Annotated in this window: 16 protein-coding genes, 4 tRNA genes and 1 rRNA gene; 7 read left to right on the top strand and 14 right to left on the bottom strand. The window is 39.4% G+C overall.

Going from position 1 to position 19,852, the window contains the following annotated elements; genetic code table 11:
- Window positions 1-129 precede the first annotated feature (129 nt).
- The gene (locus tag I6F43_RS09425; RefSeq protein ID WP_197102035.1) at window positions 130-1,146 is read right to left on the bottom strand and encodes a metalloprotease; all 1,017 of its coding nucleotides are present in this window, start codon (window positions 1,144-1,146) and stop codon (window positions 130-132) included.
- A gap of 166 nt (window positions 1,147-1,312) precedes the next feature.
- On the opposite strand from I6F43_RS09425, the gene I6F43_RS09420 reads away from it, so the two are divergent.
- Entirely contained in the window at window positions 1,313-2,524 is a 1,212-nt protein-coding gene (locus tag I6F43_RS09420) for an EAL domain-containing response regulator (RefSeq protein WP_197102033.1), read from the top strand.
- Window positions 2,525-2,555: 31 nt separating this feature from the next.
- On the opposite strand, the gene I6F43_RS09415 is transcribed toward I6F43_RS09420, so the two are convergent.
- Entirely contained in the window at window positions 2,556-3,632 is a 1,077-nt protein-coding gene (locus I6F43_RS09415) for a hemolysin family protein (protein WP_007587021.1), read from the bottom strand.
- Between the two features lie 84 nt (window positions 3,633-3,716).
- Between I6F43_RS09415 and I6F43_RS09410 the strand changes: the two genes are divergently transcribed.
- On the top strand, window positions 3,717-6,212 hold the full coding sequence (locus tag I6F43_RS09410; protein ID WP_197102031.1) for an alpha/beta hydrolase family protein: 2,496 nt from the start codon (window positions 3,717-3,719) through the stop codon (window positions 6,210-6,212).
- A 216-nt stretch (window positions 6,213-6,428) separates the two neighbouring features.
- Entirely contained in the window at window positions 6,429-7,133 is a 705-nt protein-coding gene (locus I6F43_RS09405; protein ID WP_002957913.1) for a response regulator transcription factor, read from the top strand.
- On the opposite strand, the gene I6F43_RS09400 is transcribed toward I6F43_RS09405, so the two are convergent.
- The 8 genes from I6F43_RS09400 to nudE form a co-directional block, all read right to left on the bottom strand.
- Complete coding sequence (locus tag I6F43_RS09400) at window positions 7,130-8,641, bottom strand: YifB family Mg chelatase-like AAA ATPase (protein WP_197102029.1); 1,512 nt, start codon at window positions 8,639-8,641, stop codon at window positions 7,130-7,132. The genes I6F43_RS09405 and I6F43_RS09400 overlap by 4 nt on opposite strands.
- Window positions 8,642-8,675: 34 nt before the next feature.
- A complete protein-coding gene (locus tag I6F43_RS09395; RefSeq protein WP_007587018.1) occupies window positions 8,676-9,290 on the bottom strand; it encodes a trimeric intracellular cation channel family protein in 615 nt (204 codons plus the stop codon).
- A 385-nt stretch (window positions 9,291-9,675) separates the two neighbouring features.
- Window positions 9,676-9,752 (bottom strand) — tRNA-Met (locus I6F43_RS09390).
- Between the two features lie 62 nt (window positions 9,753-9,814).
- Window positions 9,815-9,891 (bottom strand) — tRNA-Met (locus I6F43_RS09385).
- Window positions 9,892-9,953: 62 nt separating this feature from the next.
- A tRNA-Met gene (locus tag I6F43_RS09380) sits at window positions 9,954-10,030 on the bottom strand.
- Window positions 10,031-10,190: 160 nt separating this feature from the next.
- Window positions 10,191-10,267 (bottom strand) — tRNA-Met (locus I6F43_RS09375).
- A 136-nt stretch (window positions 10,268-10,403) separates the two neighbouring features.
- A complete protein-coding gene (gene cysQ / locus I6F43_RS09370) occupies window positions 10,404-11,207 on the bottom strand; it encodes a 3'(2'),5'-bisphosphate nucleotidase CysQ (protein WP_007586545.1) in 804 nt (267 codons plus the stop codon).
- The gene (gene nudE, locus I6F43_RS09365) at window positions 11,200-11,772 is read right to left on the bottom strand and encodes an ADP compounds hydrolase NudE (protein WP_007586548.1); all 573 of its coding nucleotides are present in this window, start codon (window positions 11,770-11,772) and stop codon (window positions 11,200-11,202) included. Before nudE ends, cysQ begins: the two co-directional genes overlap by 8 nt.
- Window positions 11,773-11,833: 61 nt before the next feature.
- Here nudE and yrfG point away from each other — a divergent pair, with 61 nt between their 5' ends.
- Window positions 11,834-12,481, top strand: a complete 648-nt coding sequence (yrfG, locus tag I6F43_RS09360) for a GMP/IMP nucleotidase (protein ID WP_007378908.1) — start codon at window positions 11,834-11,836, stop codon at window positions 12,479-12,481.
- A gap of 15 nt (window positions 12,482-12,496) precedes the next feature.
- Here yrfG and I6F43_RS09355 read toward each other — a convergent pair whose 3' ends face one another.
- The 3 genes from I6F43_RS09355 to I6F43_RS09345 form a co-directional block, all read right to left on the bottom strand.
- Complete coding sequence (locus tag I6F43_RS09355) at window positions 12,497-13,120, bottom strand: dUTP diphosphatase (RefSeq protein ID WP_007586550.1); 624 nt, start codon at window positions 13,118-13,120, stop codon at window positions 12,497-12,499.
- A gap of 105 nt (window positions 13,121-13,225) precedes the next feature.
- Window positions 13,226-13,594 (bottom strand): YacL family protein, encoded by a 369-nt coding sequence (locus I6F43_RS09350; RefSeq protein ID WP_024592461.1) that lies wholly within the window; start codon window positions 13,592-13,594, stop codon window positions 13,226-13,228.
- Between the two features lie 116 nt (window positions 13,595-13,710).
- Complete coding sequence (locus I6F43_RS09345) at window positions 13,711-13,935, bottom strand: hypothetical protein (protein WP_002963009.1); 225 nt, start codon at window positions 13,933-13,935, stop codon at window positions 13,711-13,713.
- Window positions 13,936-14,238: 303 nt separating this feature from the next.
- Between I6F43_RS09345 and uvrD the strand changes: the two genes are divergently transcribed.
- The 3 genes from uvrD to I6F43_RS09330 all read left to right on the top strand — a co-directional run bounded on the left by uvrD (window position 14,239) and on the right by I6F43_RS09330 (window position 19,402).
- The gene (uvrD, locus tag I6F43_RS09340; protein WP_197102027.1) at window positions 14,239-16,404 is read left to right on the top strand and encodes a DNA helicase II; all 2,166 of its coding nucleotides are present in this window, start codon (window positions 14,239-14,241) and stop codon (window positions 16,402-16,404) included.
- The gene (locus I6F43_RS09335; protein WP_197102026.1) at window positions 16,382-18,451 is read left to right on the top strand and encodes a GNAT family N-acetyltransferase; all 2,070 of its coding nucleotides are present in this window, start codon (window positions 16,382-16,384) and stop codon (window positions 18,449-18,451) included. Before uvrD ends, I6F43_RS09335 begins: the two co-directional genes overlap by 23 nt.
- A gap of 102 nt (window positions 18,452-18,553) precedes the next feature.
- Complete coding sequence (locus tag I6F43_RS09330) at window positions 18,554-19,402, top strand: chemotaxis protein (RefSeq protein ID WP_197102024.1); 849 nt, start codon at window positions 18,554-18,556, stop codon at window positions 19,400-19,402.
- 177 nt (window positions 19,403-19,579) lie between these two features.
- Here the strand turns inward: I6F43_RS09330 and rrf are convergent.
- Window positions 19,580-19,694, bottom strand: a 5S ribosomal RNA gene (gene rrf / locus I6F43_RS09325).
- Window positions 19,695-19,852: the final 158 nt, after the last annotated feature.

Below are 19,852 nucleotides of genomic sequence, written 5' to 3'. Positions count from 1 at the left end.
AGTTGATCCGCTAAGATTGTTCTAATTTATATTACACTAGAATTCAATTAACAATAAATCAACATAAAAGTCGAAAAATAAAATATTAATGCAAAAAACTAACTTATTTAGTTAGAAAAAATAAAAATACTAGCTCGATAAAATAGTCATCGGCAGGCTCAATATTGGATTTTCCGAATCGGCAAAGTGCATCATTACAGCTACATGCCCAGCGACTACAACTGCATACATTACCGCTGAAAAGCCTTGGCCATATTTATCTAGCGGCATTAAGTGTGAGTAGTGACGGCCTCGCCACTCAAATACAATTTCCAGCGCACCTACAAACAAAAAGAATACCAGTAACATTAAGCCAAAGGTGTAGCTCAGCCATAAGCCAAATAGTACGCCTAATAAGCATACGCTTAAACCAATCCATGAACGCATTGAAAAGCTAATACTTTTTAATACATGCCCGCCATCAAGCGGTAAAATAGGTAACAAGTTAAATAAATTTAATAACGCACTAAGAACTGCCACACCTGCAAATATTTCCATCTCGGTGGCGTAATATAAAACGACACCCAGTACCGAGGTAATTAAACCAAATGCAGGCCCCATTAGCGATATAACTACATCTTGCCAACGAGTCGTTATTTTGTCGTCACTTACAGCTAGCCCACCTACAAATGGGATTAAGTAAATACCTTTGGTTTTTATGCCAAAGTATTTCATTGCTCGCACATGGCCGTATTCGTGTACAACTAAACACCCAATTAGCATTAATGCAAATTCTATACTAAATAACCACGCATAGCCTGCAACAGAAGCCCCTGCAAGCACTACTTTAATTACCTTAGCACTTTTAAAAAGCTTAAAACCTAATGCAGCCAGACCTAAAAAGCCTTTTTTAGGTGATCCATTTGTAGGTGCTGGTAACGCAAGTTGTGTCACAAATTGCTCATCCACAAAGAGCGAAATGCTTTGCTCTTCCACTGCCGATGTATCAATACCTATTACTTTGTTGTCGTAAGTAAACTGATAATAGTTTTCACGAGGATTATCAAAGGTAATAGCTTGTTGAGCATGAAACACCTGCACAATTTTTTGCCCAGACACCATAAGCGAAAATGGCTGCTCGGCTAAAGTAAGATCTATTCTTATCATAATTAAGACCATTTAAAATAATGGCGCTAGTATACCTAATCAACTTAAAAACACGAGTGAAGGTGTTCTATAACTATTTTCAAAATAAAAGCATTTGATACTGACAAAATAAAAAAACACTACTACTTTTATAGTAACCATAAGCTATACATTGAAAGGGATAACAGTGAACAAAATAGTGCCTAAAATTTTAGTTGTTGACGACTCAAAAGCGATTTTGATTGTTATGGAAGCCATATTAAATGAATTAAATATGTCTGATAATGTAGTCACCTGCTTGAGTGCTGCTGAAGCCCTCGAAAAAGTTGCTTCTGATATAAACTACTTTGATGCTATTTTTACTGATCTCAATATGCCCGAAATGGACGGCATGGAACTAATCCGCCACTTAGGAGAGTTACATTATCAAGGCGGTATTATAATTGTTTCTGAAATGGACCATAAAGTTATTAGTTTAGCTGCCAGCCTTGCCAAGCAACATAACGCTCACCTCATTGGTAATATTACAAAACCAGTGCAACTATCTCAGGTAAGTAGGTTACTTATTAAAGTAGCGCAATTAAATAGCCATACTTTATTAAAAGAGTCAGCCATTTCAAAAGATGAGCTTATTGAAGCATTAAAAAATGATGAAATAACGCCTTTTTATCAACCAAAAATAAACGCTGATAATAATAGAATTGAGAGCGTTGAAGTATTAGCGCGTATTCTATCAAGTAAAGACGGCAATATTATTTTACCTAACCGTTTTATAGGTATTGCCGAGCAACATAACTTAATTAATCAAATTACATTTTCTCTTTTTGAAAAGGCCACCAGCGAATTCAAAAATATGAAAGCGCAACTAGGTCATGATTTTAAAATGGCATTTAATTTATCGCCAACTCAGCTCGACGACTTAAACTGCCCTAATAAATTACTGCTCATTTTAGAATTAAACCAACTCACGCCTAGTAATATAATTATAGAAATAACAGAACAACATGCACTCTCAAGCCTCATGCAATTAGAAACACTAAACAGATTAAGAATGCATGGCTTTGGTATATCGCTAGACGACTTTGGTGTTGGTTTTACTAATATGAATCAGCTTCGAAATCTTCCTTTTACTGAAATTAAAATAGACCGTTCACTTATCAGCCATATAGAAACAGATTTATTTTCTCAAGTGGTCGTAAGTTCGTTATTTAATATTACGAGTAAAGATAATTTAGACTTAGTGGCAGAAGGTGTTGAACGACCAGAAGAGCTCGTTTATTTAAGGCATTATAAAAGAAAACTAGCCATACAAGGTTTTTTATTTAGCCGCCCTAAACCACAAGACGAATTTATATCTTGGGCTAAAGATTGGCTGAAAACTGATGGCAGCCCCGCTTAAGCGGTATTAATATTTAATCGGGGCTGGTTAACTAATTATCACCCCGAGTGTGTTTATCTTCTTCACTGACTATATGCGCACTACTTGCTAAACGTTTGTGCCAACGCTGCCTTGCTACTGCGCGCATATTAGTAGATTGGTCACGCTCATCTACAATCTCTAGCCCCATTAAAGCTTCAATCATATCCTCTAGCGTTACAATACCTTGCACGTCACCGTACTCATCTACAACTAGGCATATATGCGTGCGCTTTGTTAAAAGAGTTTGCAGTAACGACGATACATTTTGAGAACTCGGCACCGTATAAATAGGCTTAATCAATTTGCTAATTTTGTAATCGGTACCTAAACGGTGAAATGCCAGCATAATATCGTTTTTATGCACAAACCCAACAATATCGTCGCTGTCTTTATCAAATACCAATATACGAGAAAATGACGACGAGCCGTGATCGTTTAAATACTGATTTACTGTTAAGTCTTTGTGGATTTTAAAAATAACCGTTCGAGGCGTCATTAAGTCGCATAATTTTGCATGTCTAAAATGCAATAAATTACGAATTATTTCGGACTCATCCTGATGTAATGCACCCGACTCCGTACCTATATCAGCCATTGCCTCTATCTCTTGACGAATATAGTAAGCCTCATCGTGCTTTGGACCCATTAAATTTGTTAGCTTTTGTGCAAACCATACAAAAGGCTTTAGCAATATAACTAAAAACCTCAAAGCGTAAGTAACACTTGGCGTTAGAGCTCGCCAGTAATTAGCCCCCAAGGTTTTAGGAATAATTTCAGAAAGAATTAATACGAGGAATGTCATAATGGCTGATGCAATGCCTACAGCCGCATCGGAAAACACGACAGCTGCCTGTGCGCCTACCCCAGCAGCACCCGCAGTATGGGCAACCGTATTTAAAGTTAAAATAGCAGCTAAAGGCTGATCTATATTGTTTTTAAGTTTTTCGAGCTGTTTAGCAAGCTCAGGGTGATCTTTCCTAAGTGATGCAACATAGCTGGGCGAAATACTTAATAACACAGCCTCCATCACAGAACATAAAAACGAAATAACAATCGCCACTACCATATAAACTATCAGTAAAGTCACTTTCTCTCCTCTATATTGGATATGTGAGCATGGTATCAATACATGCTATATTTGGCCAAACTTCCAATAATAATAGGCATAATAATGAAATTTAGCGCACCATGGAGTCATCAAAATAAGCTATTTAAGCATGCAGCGACTCTTTTGACGCTTAGCAGCTTAAGCTTTGCTGCAATAGCTGCACCATTGGATAAATCAAAAATTCAGTTTATCGGCCCACTTGCCGAAGACATGCAGTTAAAGCCTTTTCAAACACCTCATGGCAATGCCATTATTAATAACCTATTGCCGCAACTACAAGCAGACTCAGATAGTTTTTCTGTATTTGGGAAAAAACAAAACTGGCAGCCGTTTAATAAAATCAATGCGCTCACTTTAGGTGGGTTACAGGCACTAAAATTTAATATTGAAACAACCCGCTTTACACAAGGTACGCTTACCTTAAAAGGGATTGAGCAAGGTCAGTTATTTATTAATGGCGAACTACAAACAGGCGATAAAAATAGCTATAAGTTAGCTTTAAATAACAGTACTCACTCTATTTTAATAGTAGCCCAACAAGTAGCTAATTGGCACGACGTAATGCTTGATTTTGCACCTAAAAGCGACGTTGATAAAATTACGCTTAGCGCCTCACAAACAAAACGCTTATCTGCAAAACAATTGTTTGATGCCCCTACAATCAGTCAATTATCACTCGCACCTAATGCTAAGCAGTACGTTACTACTACTCGCACTTATAGCGATAAAACACAAAACCAAGCAAATACAGTTACTGTACTTAAAGATTCAGATAATCAAACGCTTTATCGCTTCGAAGCAGGCCAACCAAGTAACATTATTTGGAGTCCAGATAACCAATATTTAGTGTATTTGTTAAATGGTGAACTTAAACAACTTAGCCGTAAAAACTTCTCAATAAAAACATTAGCAAACGATTTAGAAGGAGCCAATGGCTTTACCTTTTATAACGACACCAGTCTTCTGTTTAGCTGGTCTAAATCACCTGAGAACACTAACAGCTTAACCAAGCACTATAAAGGTCTACAAGATCGCTGGTCGTATGCACGTACCACCAGCCAAATTTATATGCTTGATACTAAAAGTGGGTTAACAAAGGCACTTAGCCAAGGTCCTCTTTCTTACAGCCTTGAAGATTCAAATAGTAACCGTGGCAAAATATTAATGAGCCGCCCAGTAATGGCAATGCAAGCATCAACTCACCCTGAAACAGAGTTAGCCGAACTCGATTTAAAATCAAACAAGCTTTCATCGCTTGGTAAATTCAAAACGTTTAATTTAGCCAAATACGCAAATAAAGATATTTATGTAGTTGCAGGCCCTGACTTTAAAAATGGCGCAGGCAGAGCTCTACCAAAAGCAATGCTTGCTAATAACTACGACGGGCAACTTTACCTACTTACTGAAGGTGGTAAAAATGTAAAAGCACTTAGTAAACAATTCGATTCTGCTATTGGCCAACTGCAAGTTTTAGAAAACGGCGATGCGCTCATTAAAGTAACAGAACAAGACACTCAACCACTTTACCTATTTGATTTAAGTAAACAGCGCTTTAAAAAGTTAAATACAGGATTGGATATTGTTGAACAATTTAGTTACTCACACGACCGTAATACCGAAGTTTTATTAAGAGGCACTAACGCTTTAGCGCCACAACAGCTAAAGCGCCTTAACGTCAGTAAAAATAAAACAGATTTAATATGGGATTCAAAACCAAGTAGCTATGCAAATACACGACTCCCTACATTAGAAGAGTTTAATTTTAAAAATAAACATGGGGTTGAAATAACGGGCCGTGTTTACATTCCAAGCAATTTAGATAAAACTAAAAAGCACCCGGCGCTCGTGTATTACTACGGCGGCACTTCACCAGTTACGCGTGGTTTTACAGGTCGTTATCCGTTTAACTTATGGGCAGAAAATGGCTACGTTGTTTATGTAGTACAACCTACTGGCGCAACAGGGTTTGGACAAAAGTTTTCAGCGCAGCATGTTAATGCCTGGGGCGACTACACTGCAGACGATATTATCGAAGGCACGCAAGCCTTTTTAAAGAAATACAACTATGTTGATAGTGAAAAGATAGGAAATTTAGGGGCATCATACGGTGGCTTCATGACCATGTTATTGGCAACTAAAACCGATATATTTAGTGCTTCAATAGCTCATGCGGGTATTTCTAATATTACCTCGTATTGGGGTGAAGGTTGGTGGGGCTACTTATATTCTGGCGAAGCATCAAAAAATAGCTTCCCATGGAATAACCCTGAGCTTTACAGCCAACATAGCCCTGTATTTCATGCCGACAAAGTAACAACACCTATGCTGCTTCTTCATGGTGATAGCGATACCAATGTACCTGTTGGCGAAAGCTTAACAATGTACACTGCGCTTAAACTGCTTAACAAGGACGTAGAATTAATCGAATACAAAGGCGCCGACCACCAAATTTTTGCACGCGATAAACGATTTGATTGGTGGAACACCATGCTCGCATACTTTGATAAAAAGCTAAAAGATGAACCTCAATGGTGGGACTCAATGTATAAAAATGACTGAGCCTGAACCTTTAAAATAACGACTTAATACAGATTTATTAATAGTAGTAATAATTATTTAGCACCTTTTAATTAGTTTAAAGGTGCTAACCTCATCCTCTAATAACGTCTTATACACCTTTGAAATATTAAGTTACTTAAAACTAATAAACCCCCTTCTCAGCATTTACCTAATGGTGCTACCATACAGAGCTATAAGCATTCAAAATAAAGTACTATGGCTATTAATGTTTTATTGGTTGAAGACGATGAACTACTCGTTAAACGCATCCAAAATCACTTTGCAGATACCGAATTTACAATAGAGGTAGACCCAACTGGCGCTGATGCACTTAACATTGTAAGGCAGCGGGTAAACCTGCGCGGTGCTATATCATTAGCCATAATTGACATTGTTTTGCCAAAGCGTGATGGGCTTCAGCTGGCAAAAGAATTAAACACACTTACCGATATTGGCGTTATTGTATTATCGAGTCGTGACTCCCAAGCCGATCGTATTGCAGGCCTTGCACAAGGTGCTGATGACTATATTTGTAAGCCCGTCGATTTACTGGAGTTAGAACTTCGCATGCGCGCGCTCTATAAGCGTGTTGCCGTTAACCTAGAAGACGACGAAAGCGAAGAGTTTATAGAATATGCTGACTTTAAACTTCATCCCGATAATCGCACATTAATTACTGCTGCAGGCGTTGAATCACGCTTAACTGAAGCCGAACATAAAGTGCTTATTTGCTTAATTAGTAATGCAGGAAAAGCCACATCCCGTGAAAAAATATCAGAAGAAATAGGCCAGCCCGATTGGAGTCCAAACGATCGTACTGTTGATGTGCTGATTGGTCGTTTACGTAAAAAATTAAATGACGAAAAAGATCAAAAACGCATCGTTACCGTACGCGGTAAGGGGTATATGCTCTCTATTTAATATTTAGTTAATTGCGCAATAAGGCGCTCAAATGCACGGTAATTAAGTGCTTCCTTAAGCTCATTTAAACTAATATTTTCAGCCCCGTTTAAATCACTAATAGTCCGCGCCACTTTAATCACTCTATGGTAAGAGCGTGGCGATAAAGACAACTTTTCGCTTGCTCTGGCTAAAAACTGCAACTCTGCTGGCGCCAGTACACAGTGCACACTCATTTCTTTATTATTAAGCCTCGCATTAACCTTACCTTGGCGTTTTAACTGTAGGTAATAAGCCGTTTCAACTCTTGCTCTAACCTCAGCACTACTTTCCTCTGGCTGAGTACTTTGTAATTCAACGCTCGTTAGACGAGGCAGTTCTATTTGCAAATCAATACGGTCAATAAAAGGCCCCGACACGCGCGATAAATAACGCATAACTTGATCGGGAGTTGCCCGCTTATCTGTATGACTTCCTGTTGGACTTGGATTTAATGCTGTAATAAGCTGAAACTGCGCCGGAAACTCCATTTGCCTAGCGGCACGTGAAATAGTAACCGTACCGGTTTCCATTGGCTCACGCAGTGAATCAAGTACCTTGCGTTCGAACTCCGGTAACTCATCTAAAAAGAGCACACCGTTATGTGCCAGAGAAATTTCACCAGGTTTGGGATTCGAAGAGCCCCCCACCAAAGCAACAGCTGAACACGTATGATGCGGATTACGAAATGGCCGCTGTCGCCAATTAGTTAAATCTATGGATTGCCCAATAATAGAGTAAAGCGCAGCTGTCGAAATAGCTTCATCGTCCGACATAGTAGGCATTATAGTTGCCATTCGCTGGGCCAGCATCGATTTACCAGTACCTGGAGGACCTAAAAATAGTAAATTATGCCCGCCAGCTGCAGCAATTTCGAGTACTCGCTTTGCACCGGGCTGACCTTTCACATCGCTTAAATCGAGTAAAAAGTCAGGGGCTTGTGTGCAGTCGGGGTACTCTATATTTAATGGTAAGGGTTGTTGATTAAGTAAATCCCCCCACACTTCTTGAATAGAGCTTATGGCTTTGCGTTTAACGCCATTAACTAGGCTTGCTAGGCTGTCGTTTGCAAGAGGTAAAAAGCAGCAGCGATCTTGTTCTTTTGCAGCAAGTACCGAAGGTAAAATAGCGTTTACACCACGCACCTCACCATTAAGAGCAAGCTCACCATAAAACTCGTACTTATGAATATCAGGACACACTATTTGCCCAGAGGCGACTAAAATACCCACCGCAATAGCAAGATCAAACCGTCCGCCATCTTTTGGCAAGTCGGCTGGGGCTAAATTTACGGTTATTCGTTGGTCGGGAAAACCAAATTGAGAGTTTTCGAGTGCGCTACGCACTCTGTCTTTTGATTCTTTAACGGACGCTTCGGGCAGGCCTACTATATGAAAAGCGGGTAAACCATTTCCTAGGTGAACTTCTACAATAACTTCTGGGGCATTTATACCCACTTGAGCACGAGAAAATATACGAGCTAACGACATTCCTTATCCTAGTAAATGGTGTTATTACACCAGTTTAGTCAGGATATTTAAAAACGTGTAATGTAATTTGCCATTTTATAGCAGCCAAACGAAGCAATAAGGTCATTAACATACCTAATACCATCGCCATTTCGGTTACTAACGAAAAACTAATGCCAAGCGTATAAACAGTGCCACCCGCTATACAGGTAATAGCGTAAAGCTCACCTTTTAATAGCATAGGGATTTCGCGTGCAAGCACATCTCGAATTAATCCACCAAAGCAGCCTGTAATTACAGCCATAATTACCGCAGTCATATCGGGCATACCAACAAGTTGCGCTTTTTGCGCCCCCATTACGGCAAAAAAAGCTAAACCAAACGCATCTGCTGTTTGTAAAATATAATGAGGTATTGGTTTTTGTTTATTTATAAGGCGCGTTGTAACAAATACTGAAGCTAGTATGGCAAAAAAGTAACTTTGATCGTGTAACCAAAAGACAGGAACATCTAAAATTAGATCTCGCACTGTACCACCACCAATAGCAGTTACCGTCGCTAAAACTACGACCCCAAAGCCATCCATTTTTTTTTCGTACGCTAGTAAAGTGCCCGATACAGCAAACACCGCAATACCTATTAAATCAAACCAGTGGTAAAGTTCAGTCATATTTGTAACAACCCAAAATATTTGTGCCGTTTTAACACAAACTAAACAAAGTTTTAAGTAATAACTATTTATTTTAAGTCGTTTATAACTTTTGTGAAGTGTATCTCAGGGAGGCGGGAGCTTGTGCTTATGAGTAGTTAATGCCTCATGCTGTGAAGACGATCTTTAACCTATAAGCTAAATCACCACACTCATCAAATTTCAGGAATAAAAAAACACGCTTTAAGTGTGTCGTTTCATTCTTATTTATTTCAATGGTTGCGGGAGCCTGAATTTATAAAAGGTGAACCGACGACCTTCGGGTTATGAGCCACAATATACACACCAAATTTTAGACATAAAAAAACACGCTTTAAGCGTGTCGTTTCATTCTTATTTATTTCAGTGGTTGCGGGAGCCGGATTTGAACCGACGACCTTCGGGTTATGAGCCCGACGAGCTACCAGACTGCTCCATCCCGCGCCTGAAATTTGTATGCTTGTTTAAAGTTGCCTACATTACAACTTGGCTTCCAATTAAAGAATTGGTTGCGGGAGCCGGATTTGAACCGACGACCTTCGGGTTATGAGCCCGACGAGCTACCAGACTGCTCCATCCCGCGCCTGAAATTTGTATGCTTGTTTAAAGTTGCCTACATTACAACTTGGCTTCCATTTAAAGCAGTGGTTGCGGGAGCCGGATTTGAACCGACGACCTTCGGGTTATGAGCCCGACGAGCTACCAGACTGCTCCATCCCGCGCCTGTATACTTTAAGTCTATCGACTACTTTATTTTATCTCTTAAGCTAGAGTTTACAGTAACCAAATCTTATAAAAAATTGGTTGCGGGAGTTGTGAAGGTGAAGAGTGAACCGACGACCTTTTAAAACTACCTATTGCACCAAATTTCAATATAAATATTGGTTGCGGGAGCCGGATTTGAACCGACGACCTTCGGGTTATGAGCCCGACGAGCTACCAGACTGCTCCATCCCGCGCCTGTAATTTCTTTAAAACATTTTCGTAATATTTACGAGCCTGCCTTGAAGAGAGCGCTACTATATAGGAATAAACATTTAATGCAAGGCCTAAACTAATTAAAGTTGTTCAACCGAACAAAAAGCAATCAAATTGCTATTCTGCGCTCAACCTTTGATGCGGATTAATCATTTTTTGCCATTCCCAGTCTGGATGCCCCATCACTATAAAGTCAGGGTTCTCAGTACTCTCGCGTTGGTTGTACGTTAGCGGGTTAAATTCTGCATCGGTAATACAACCACCGGCTTCTTCAACAATAACTTGTGAAGCACCTGTATCCCACTCTCCCGTTGGACCAATTCTTAAAAAACAATCTGCTTTGCCTTCTGCAACAGTACAAGCTTTTAATGAGCACGAGCCAATAGCAATAGTTGTAAACTGACTATTTAAATACTGACTCACCGCTTCTATTTTTTGGCGGCGGCTCACTGCAAGCGTCAAGTTCTCTGGCGGCGCTACAGATATTTGCTTATCAATTGAGTTTTCACGTTTAAAGGCACCATTTTTAGCTGTAGCAAAATAAGTCACACCTTTTGCAGGCCAATGAATAACGCCAAGCACAGGATGATTATTTTCAATCAATGCAATGTTTACTGCAAAGTCGCCACTTTCTAAAATAAATTCGCCTGTACCATCCATCGGATCGAGCAACCAATAGCGCTGCCAGTCCTGTCTGTCGGCGAGTGCAGGTATAGGTGTTTCTTCCGACATAATTGGGATATCGGGCGCTAAGACTTTTAATCCAGCAACCAGTACGTCATTTGCTGCTAAGTCAGCTTTGGTAACAGGCGTATTATCTGATTTCTCTTGTTGGCCAATATCGCCTTTTTTATAAATGGCCATAATTGCATCGCCAGCACGCTCAGCTAATTCAATACACGGTTCGATTAATTTATTCATCGGCAGCTCCAGACGCTAAATACTTATCTAATAATAGCAAAGCTGCAACACTGCGTGCTTCGGTAAAATCTTCTTGGTCTAATAATGACTGCCACTGAGTTAATGGCCACTTAACAACAACAAGCGGCTCTGGTTCGTCGCCAATAAGGGTTTGTGGGTATAATTGCTTAGCAAATAAAATATGCATAGTGGCATTAAAGTAACTCGGCGCCATTGTTACTGTTCTTAATGGTTTAAAATACTCAGCACCAAAGCCAATTTCTTCTTTAAGCTCTCTGTTAGCAGCTTGCTCTGGCGTTTCGCCCGGATCGATTAAGCCTTTAGGAAAACCTAACTGGTAATCGTTTGTGCCCGCACAGTATTCACGTACAAGTAGTAATTCGTTGTCTGCACTTAACGGAACAATCATCACGGCTCCCCGGCCACCGCCGCGAATTCGCTCATACTGGCGCTCTTCGTTATTAGAAAACTTTAGCTCTAAAGACTCCACAGTAAACAGGCGGCTTTTAGCGACAACATTGTTACTGAGGATTTGTGGTGGTGTTGGGTGCTTTTTCTGTGTCATTGGCGTTAATTTGCTATCATGGCAGTTAGTTCAATAATAAACCTTATAAGTTGAAATTCCTATGTTAAATTGGTCAAAAATCGATACCGTTTTGCTCGACATGGATGGAACATTACTCGATTTACATTACGACAGTCATTTTTGGCTTAACGTTATTCCTGCGCAACACGCATTAGCAAGGGGCATTAGCCTAGATGCAGCTAAAGCAGATATTTTAAAACGCTATCAAGCTGTGAGCGGTCAAATACAGTGGTATTGTTTAGATTATTGGGAGCAGCAATTAAGCTTGCCTATAATGGAGCTTAAACGAGAGTCTCAGCATTTAATTAAAATGCGCGAAGACGTACCTCATTTTTTAACTGAGCTTAAAAAAGCAGGCAAAGAGTTAATTTTACTTACCAACGCCCACCCTGAGAGTGTCATGCTTAAATTTGAGCATACAGCGATTGATAACTACCTAGATGGCGTAGTGTCTACTCATGAATATGGAGTAAGTAAAGAGCAACAAAGTTTGTGGCACCAAGTACAAAAAGACTTAGGGTTTAATAAGCAGCGCACTTTGTTTGTAGATGACAGTGTGCCGGTTTTGAATGCTGCACGAGAATACGGCATTGAGCACTTACTTGCAGTTGCTAACCCAGATAGCCAACAACCACATAACGAAATAGCCGATTACCTAAGTGTTACCGACTATCGTAAGATTATCTAACTCAACTTACGTGACTTAAATTTTTGGGTAACGCGCTTCTAGCCCTTGATATACTAACTTTGCAAAATCTGCATGTTCTGTATCAAGGCTTTTAACTACTTCAACTAAATGCTCGTTATCTTCTTGCCCATTCCATTCTTTAATATAGCTACCATCTTTGTAACCGTGATCTTGGCGGAAAAAGTTTAACGTGTTTTTACCTACGTAGCCGCGATATAAATCATCAATATCCATACCCATTTGCGCCATACAGCCGGCAAAGGCACCTGCATTAAACGTTTTATCAGCAACAGCAGACGCCGCCAATATCTCTAGTGTTTGTTTAAAGTCATCAGCTTGTTGAGCATTGCTAAGCTCAGTTTCAAGTTGCTTTGCTAAGTCTTCGTAGCTAGTTTCACCGTCAATTCTAAGCGATAGACCAAAATGAAAAATATCAACCAACTCTAAAATAACTTGTTCAGTATCTGGTGTTTGTTTTTTCCACCATTTCCAACCATGATGATCCAACATTTCAGCACACTCAACCCAAATAGCGCGGTACCATTCAAACCCTTGAGTAAACCATTGCTCATGTACTTTAGTATTCATGGCGTTTTGCATTTCTAGCATCACTACTAGCTTGTTTAAATTGGCAGACATATCAGTTCCTGTCGTTTTGATTGGCGTAATGTTCGTTGGTGTAATAATACAGATAAAATGCTGATTGTGCATTGCTGTATATTTTTATTAGTGTGCTAGTTATGTTTATCGTGACGTCGTAAACTCATGCCATGAATCAATTAAATCAATGAAATCTTCAAAGCCACAACCACTACTTAAACCATTTTCTTCAAGCGCTAAATCGTCATCTTGATACGCTATTAGGTCTTCGCTGTCTTGATGAAGCGCATGGGCTTCAAATAATGCTTCGTCTTTCGTTAATATTAAATCTATTTCTTGGCCTTTTAGCGTTAGCGGCTCATAGCTTGAACTCACCGATGCAATAAGCGCTTGCACCATGGCTACTTTGTCTTTGCCTATTTCTTCGTTTAGCCAGCGACCAATAATAGCGTGTTCACTGCTTATTTTAATACGTAGCCCACTAATAGGGTCGCGAATAAATTGATATTCCATAGGGTTTGCCTGTAAATCTTTAATTGCGTAATTATATACGTAAACGCCCGTAAACCACAGGACATATAAAGTAAAATAGCGCCACATGGGCGCTATTTTACTCAACTTGAAAACCGTTAACTTCGCGATCTATAACGCGCTGCGTCAATAATCGACCATAAGTAAATAATAGGCACAAGTACAAAGCCTACAAGCACATAAATTAGTGCGTAACTTATTATAATAGCGAGTGCAAAAAATATAGCCGCTAAAATACGCCCTTGCACTAACTGCCCTAAACCAGGAAAAAATATATTACATAATGCTGCGATTACGTTACCGCCAGAACCTTGATCTGCCATACTAACCTCTGTATTTATTTGATTTTATAATTATTTACTTACACACTCTATGCCAATTTATTAAAGCTTACAAATCAAATAGTTAAATTAGTCTAGATTTAGAGAGTTAGTAAATTTTGCTAACTTTAGGTCAAATTAGCAATTTTTGTTATGTGTTTGCACTTTTCTATTCGCTCAATTAATTAGCAAGTTACTCGTTTTGAACACTATTTTATAAATAGCTGTTTATAAAAACAGTATTTTATTTAGCCTAACAAAAACACCTGTTATACTGGCCACAATATTGATTAAAAAGGCGTAACGATGGACGTTTCACAATTACTCGATGGCTTAAATGACAAACAACGCGATGCCGTTGCAGCCCCACTACAAAACATGCTGGTATTAGCAGGTGCTGGGTCTGGTAAAACACGAGTGTTAGTTCATCGTATTGCGTGGCTTATGCAAGTTGAGCAAGCCTCCGCTTACAGTATTTTTGCAGTTACTTTTACTAATAAAGCCGCTAAAGAAATGCGTGGCCGCGTTGAAGAAACACTAGAAGCGCCTGTAGGTGGTATGTGGATTGGTACTTTCCATGGTTTATCGCATCGTATTTTACGTGCTCATCACCGTGAAGCTAATTTACCAGAAGCCTTTCAAATTTTAGACTCTGACGATCAGCTTCGGATGATCAAGCGCTTATTAAAATCGATGAATATTGATGATAAAAAATGGCCCGCTAAGCAATTTGGCTGGTACATAAGCGCCAAAAAAGATGAAGCACTTCGCCCTAAAGATATTCAAGCATACGATATTAATGAGCAAATGATGCTGCGTGTTTATGCCGCCTATCAAGAGGCCTGTGATAGAGCGGGCCTAGTTGATTTTGCTGAAATATTACTACGCAGCTACGAAGTGTTAAAAAATAACCCTACGTTACTGCGTCATTATCAGCAACGCTTTGCGCATATGCTCGTAGACGAGTTCCAAGATACAAATACCATTCAATATGCTTGGTTAAAATTACTTGCTGGCGATACTAACAGCATTATGATTGTAGGCGACGATGACCAAAGCATTTATGGTTGGCGTGGTGCTAAAATCGAAAACATTAAACGTTTTTTAACTGACTTTAGCGCAGAAACCATTCGTCTTGAACAAAACTACCGCTCAACAGCGACTATTTTGAAAGCGTCTAACGCATTAATTCAAAATAACTCAGAACGTATGGGTAAAAGCTTGTGGACCGACGGTAACGACGGCGAGCCAATCTCTATTTATGCAGCATTTAATGAGTTAGACGAAGCACGCTTTGTAAGTAGCAAACTACGAAGCTGGTTAAATGCAGGTAATGCCCTACAAGATGCCGCAATTTTATACCGTAGTAACGCGCAATCTCGTGTACTTGAGGAGGCCATGCTGCAAGAAGGCTTAAAATACCGTATTTATGGTGGTATGCGATTCTTCGAACGACAAGAAATTAAAGATGCGCTTTCGTATTTACGCCTAGTAGGTAATCGTCAAGACGATGCCGCGTTTGAGCGTGTAATTAATACGCCAGCACGCGGTATTGGCGACAAAACATTGAGCCATATACGCGACTGCGCTCGAGCAGAATCGTTACCGCTTTGGTATGCCGCCAAAGCAATTGTAGAACAACAGCATTTATCTGGTCGTGCTTCTGGTGCAGTAAGTAAGTTTGTAGAACTCGTTGAACAAATAGAAGATAAAATTAGCGATCTAACTTTGCATGAGCAAGCCAAGTACACAATTCAAACCTCAGGCTTGATGGCAATGTACCAAGCTGAAAAAGGTGAAAAAGGCCGTGCTCGCGTAGAAAACTTAGAAGAGCTAATTAGCGCATGTGACCAGTACGAACTTCCTGAAGACGAAGAATACAGCTCGCCTTTACAAGGCTTTTTAGCGCATACATCACTTGAGTCAGGTGAGGGGCAAGCAGAAGAGCACGAAGACGCCGTACAAATGATGACTCTTCACTCAGCTAAAGGCTTAGAGTTTCCACTTGTGTTTATGGTGGGCGTAGAAGAAGGCATGTTCCCTTCTCAGCAAAGCAACGAAGAGTCTGGCCGCTTAGAAGAAGAGCGCCGCCTTTGTTATGTAGGCATGACACGAGCAATGGATAAGTTATACATTAGCCATGCTGAGAGTCGCCGCTTATACGGGCAAGAAAAATACCATAGCCCATCACGCTTTTTACGCGAAATACCTGAGGACTGCGTAGAAGAAATCCGTATTAAAACACAGGTTTCTCGCCCACCTGCCGCCGGACGTTTTAGCGCATCAGTTAGTCATGCCGCATTTGAAGACAGTGGCTTTAACTTAGGACAACGAGTTTTGCATGCTAAATTTGGTATTGGTACCGTACTTAATTACGAAGGCAGTGGCGCGCAATCTCGCGTACAAGTAAACTTTGACGACCTTGGCAGTAAATGGTTAGTAACGGCCTATGCACGATTACAAGCTGTATAAAGCTCACCTAAATGAGTTAGAACAACAACTAGCTGGCGCATATCATCGTCAGCTAGTGCTAATTACTGGCAGCTCAGTTTGGTGTTATGAATTACTTAACTCATTAATAGATGAAAACAATACACTTGTTGTATCAAAGCAGTGCGCGATCAAAAATTCGTACTGGCCTACTCGCACTCACCAAATTTTAGGGCAAGAATTTGCTCATGCTGTTTACGATGGTTTTAGTGGTTTACACCCTGATAAACTTGCAGCACTTACCGGCACCGTTAAAGCAGGCGGTATGCTGTTTTTATTACTGCCCGAATTAAATGATTTAGCCTCTTGGCAAGACCCCTCATTAAGTACAGTGCAATCACACGGTCAGAGTATTGACTACAGTTTATTTAATCAACGTTTCGCGACTATTATTAAGCGATTACCCGCTTTTCATTTTAGTGAACAAAATGGCTGTATTAGTAATCTCGTCAGCTCTGTTACGGATAATAAAATTGATTATCTACCACAGCAAAACTGCGTTGAACAAATAGTAAAAGTAGCTAATGGCCGTGCCAACAGGCCTTTACTCATTAATGCTGATAGAGGTAGAGGCAAGTCGGCAGCACTTGGCTTAGCAGCCGCAAAATTAGCTGATAAAAAAGTAATTATTTGCAGCACTCAGTTTAAAGCGACCCATAGTAGCTTTAAACATTTAGCCAACGAGTTAGACCTGCAATACAACGCTGAACATAAACAGCTCGCCAACTTGCACTACGTTGCACCTGACGCGTTATTAAACACACTACCTGAGTGCGATTTACTACTCGTTGATGAAGCTGCAGCAATCCCTGTTCCGTTATTGCTAAAAATGCTAGCTCATTACCCTCGTATAGTATTTGCAAGTACACTGGTTGGGTATGAGGGCAATGGTAGGGGTTATACCATTCGCTTTAGTAACTATATTAAAGCGCACTATAAAGCCTCTAAAGTTGTAACGCTTGATGAGCCACTGCGTTTTGCTAAACACGATCCCCTCGAGAAGCACATTCGCACCTTGCTTGCACTCGATGCACAATATAAAGAATTAGGTAGTAATCAATTAGAACAGCCAGTTCATAGCGAAGTAACTCAGCAATCCCTTGTAAACAATGAGTCTTTACTGCAACAAGTTATTGCCCTACTTGCATTGGCTCACTATCAAAGTAGTGTAAACGATTTACGCCAACTACTAGACGCACCATCGCAACGAATATTCATCAGCAAAATTAACAATCAATTAGTTGGCGTATGTTTAATCGCAATAGAAGGTGGTTTAAGTGAAGACCTTGCTCTACAGGTTATAAGCGGAGAGCGCCGCCCACAGGGTCATTTAATGGCTCAAACCCTCTCACAACTTAGTTTTAATAATGACTACTTAACACAGTTGAGCGCTCGCGTTGTACGAATAGCGATTGATCCGAGCTCTCACAATATGGGTTTTGGTAAAAAGCTACTTAGCTATTGCGAGTCGCAAGTAAAAAGCCAATGTAGTTGGTTTGGTGCAAGCTTTGGCGCAACAGCGCAGCTACTTAATTTTTGGCAAAAACAAGGATTTAATACCGTAAAACTGGGTTATCAACGCGATAAAAGCACAGCTGAACATTCGGCGCTTGTGGTTAAATGCTTAAGTAACAAAAGTGCAATTATTAGACCTTTGAAAAAGCAGTTTAAAAACGACTTTTTTTATGCTCTTTTAACACACTTTAAAACACTGGATTGGCAACTTGTAGGTATTTTAATTGAAGGATTTAGCGATGAGTTAGTAAGCCCCGAGACTCGCAAACAATTAGCCTTGCTCGTAAACAGTAACTTCACTCAATTTAATATCTCTGCGACTCTTTGGCAAGTAGTGAACCAGTCTCCTTCTTGTATGTCTCAATTAACAGAGTCTGATAAACAACTTTTAATAAAGTTAGTGCTTCAAAATGAATGTAATGAAAAAGTGATTCAACAATTAGGTTTATTAGGAAAAAAGCAGCTTGAGAATCAATTTAAACGTGCCATAAAAAACCTCACTAGTGCCATCTAATAACTCCTAGTTACCTATCTCTATTAAATCTTATCCATCTTTAAGCTATTTATTTAATTTGTTCTATCCTTAAAGCATTAACAGGTAAATTAAGATAAAGGCATGGAATTAATAAACTTTAAAGTGGGCTGCAAAACAATTTCACTTAAAATACTCGATATTTTATTAACAGAGCGCTTTGACAATAATCTAACAACTTTACCAAACAATAATAAAAGCTTTATTGGTGTTAAAGATTATATGGATATACCAACGCCTGTTTTTGATTTAGGTATTATTTTAAATAATATCTCAACCGAACAAAGTAATGCGCATGTACTAAAACAACTAAGAACATGGCAAGAAAAACTATTAAACTGGTTCAATACCCTTCAAAGTAACTTATCAAATAGCTCAGCTTCTATTTCAAGCAATGACGCAGAGCTACAAGATTTTGTTCTGTTTTACAAAGAGTTCAACACCGATAATGAAGACTTAAAACTAACAATGTCTCGACTTAACGAACCTTTCCAATCATTGCTAGAAACGGTAAAAGAAGCTATATCAGCTCATAATCAAAGCGATTATAAACAAGTATCAGCTCTGCTCGAAAAAATTAAGCGTAGTAACCTAATTCAGCTAGAGCGTTTATTCGAATCAGCTAAAGAGCAAATAACCTTAGACTATAAACCTATTATTGTTTTTACCACTAAAGACGGCTTAAACCCACACGTAGGGTTATTGGTAGATAAAGTCGAAGATAATATCGACTATAAAAAAGAAGACATTAAACCACTAGATAAGCTCACTGAGGTTGGTTTTGATCTAGACCCACAAACTAAAAATATGATGCGAGGATTAATCAAGCTTTCACAAAAGCACAGTGTATTAATTGATCCAAGCGTAATATTTAAACCAACACAACTAGAAGAATCTGAAAGTGAAGAAACTCAAGCTTACGGACTATTTTAAATAGCCTTTAGATTTGGTTATAAACTTTAGTACTGAAGTAATGAGCTATTCAGCTCGACTTGTACATTTAGATAAATTGGAGAGAAATCGAGTGCGTAATGTTAGTTACTCATATTTCACTTTTTTGCAGACGTAAAAAAGCCCGAATCGTTAGATTCGGGCTTTCTACAATTTGAAGCCTGGTAATGTCCTACTTTCACATAGCAAATGCTACACTATCATCGGCGCTGTTTCGTTTCACTACTGAGTTCGGCATGGAGTCAGGTGGGTCCAAAACGCTATTGTCACCAAGCAAATTTGGGCGTTAATCCGTATTACTACGCACTAACTGAATTTGGAAAATATCTGATAATATTTTTTAAGTCTTTCTAAGTAATATCTACTTTAGTTATATTAACTTCTTCGCTTGTTTCACTATCACATAAAACGCGTTTGGCGTTGTATGGTTAA

Origin of the sequence: Pseudoalteromonas sp. NZS71_1 (assembly GCF_015864305.1) — a bacterium.
In the GTDB taxonomy this organism is placed as follows: Bacteria; Pseudomonadota; Gammaproteobacteria; order Enterobacterales; family Alteromonadaceae; genus Pseudoalteromonas; species Pseudoalteromonas arctica.
This window is presented reverse-complemented; position numbering and strand designations above follow the sequence as displayed.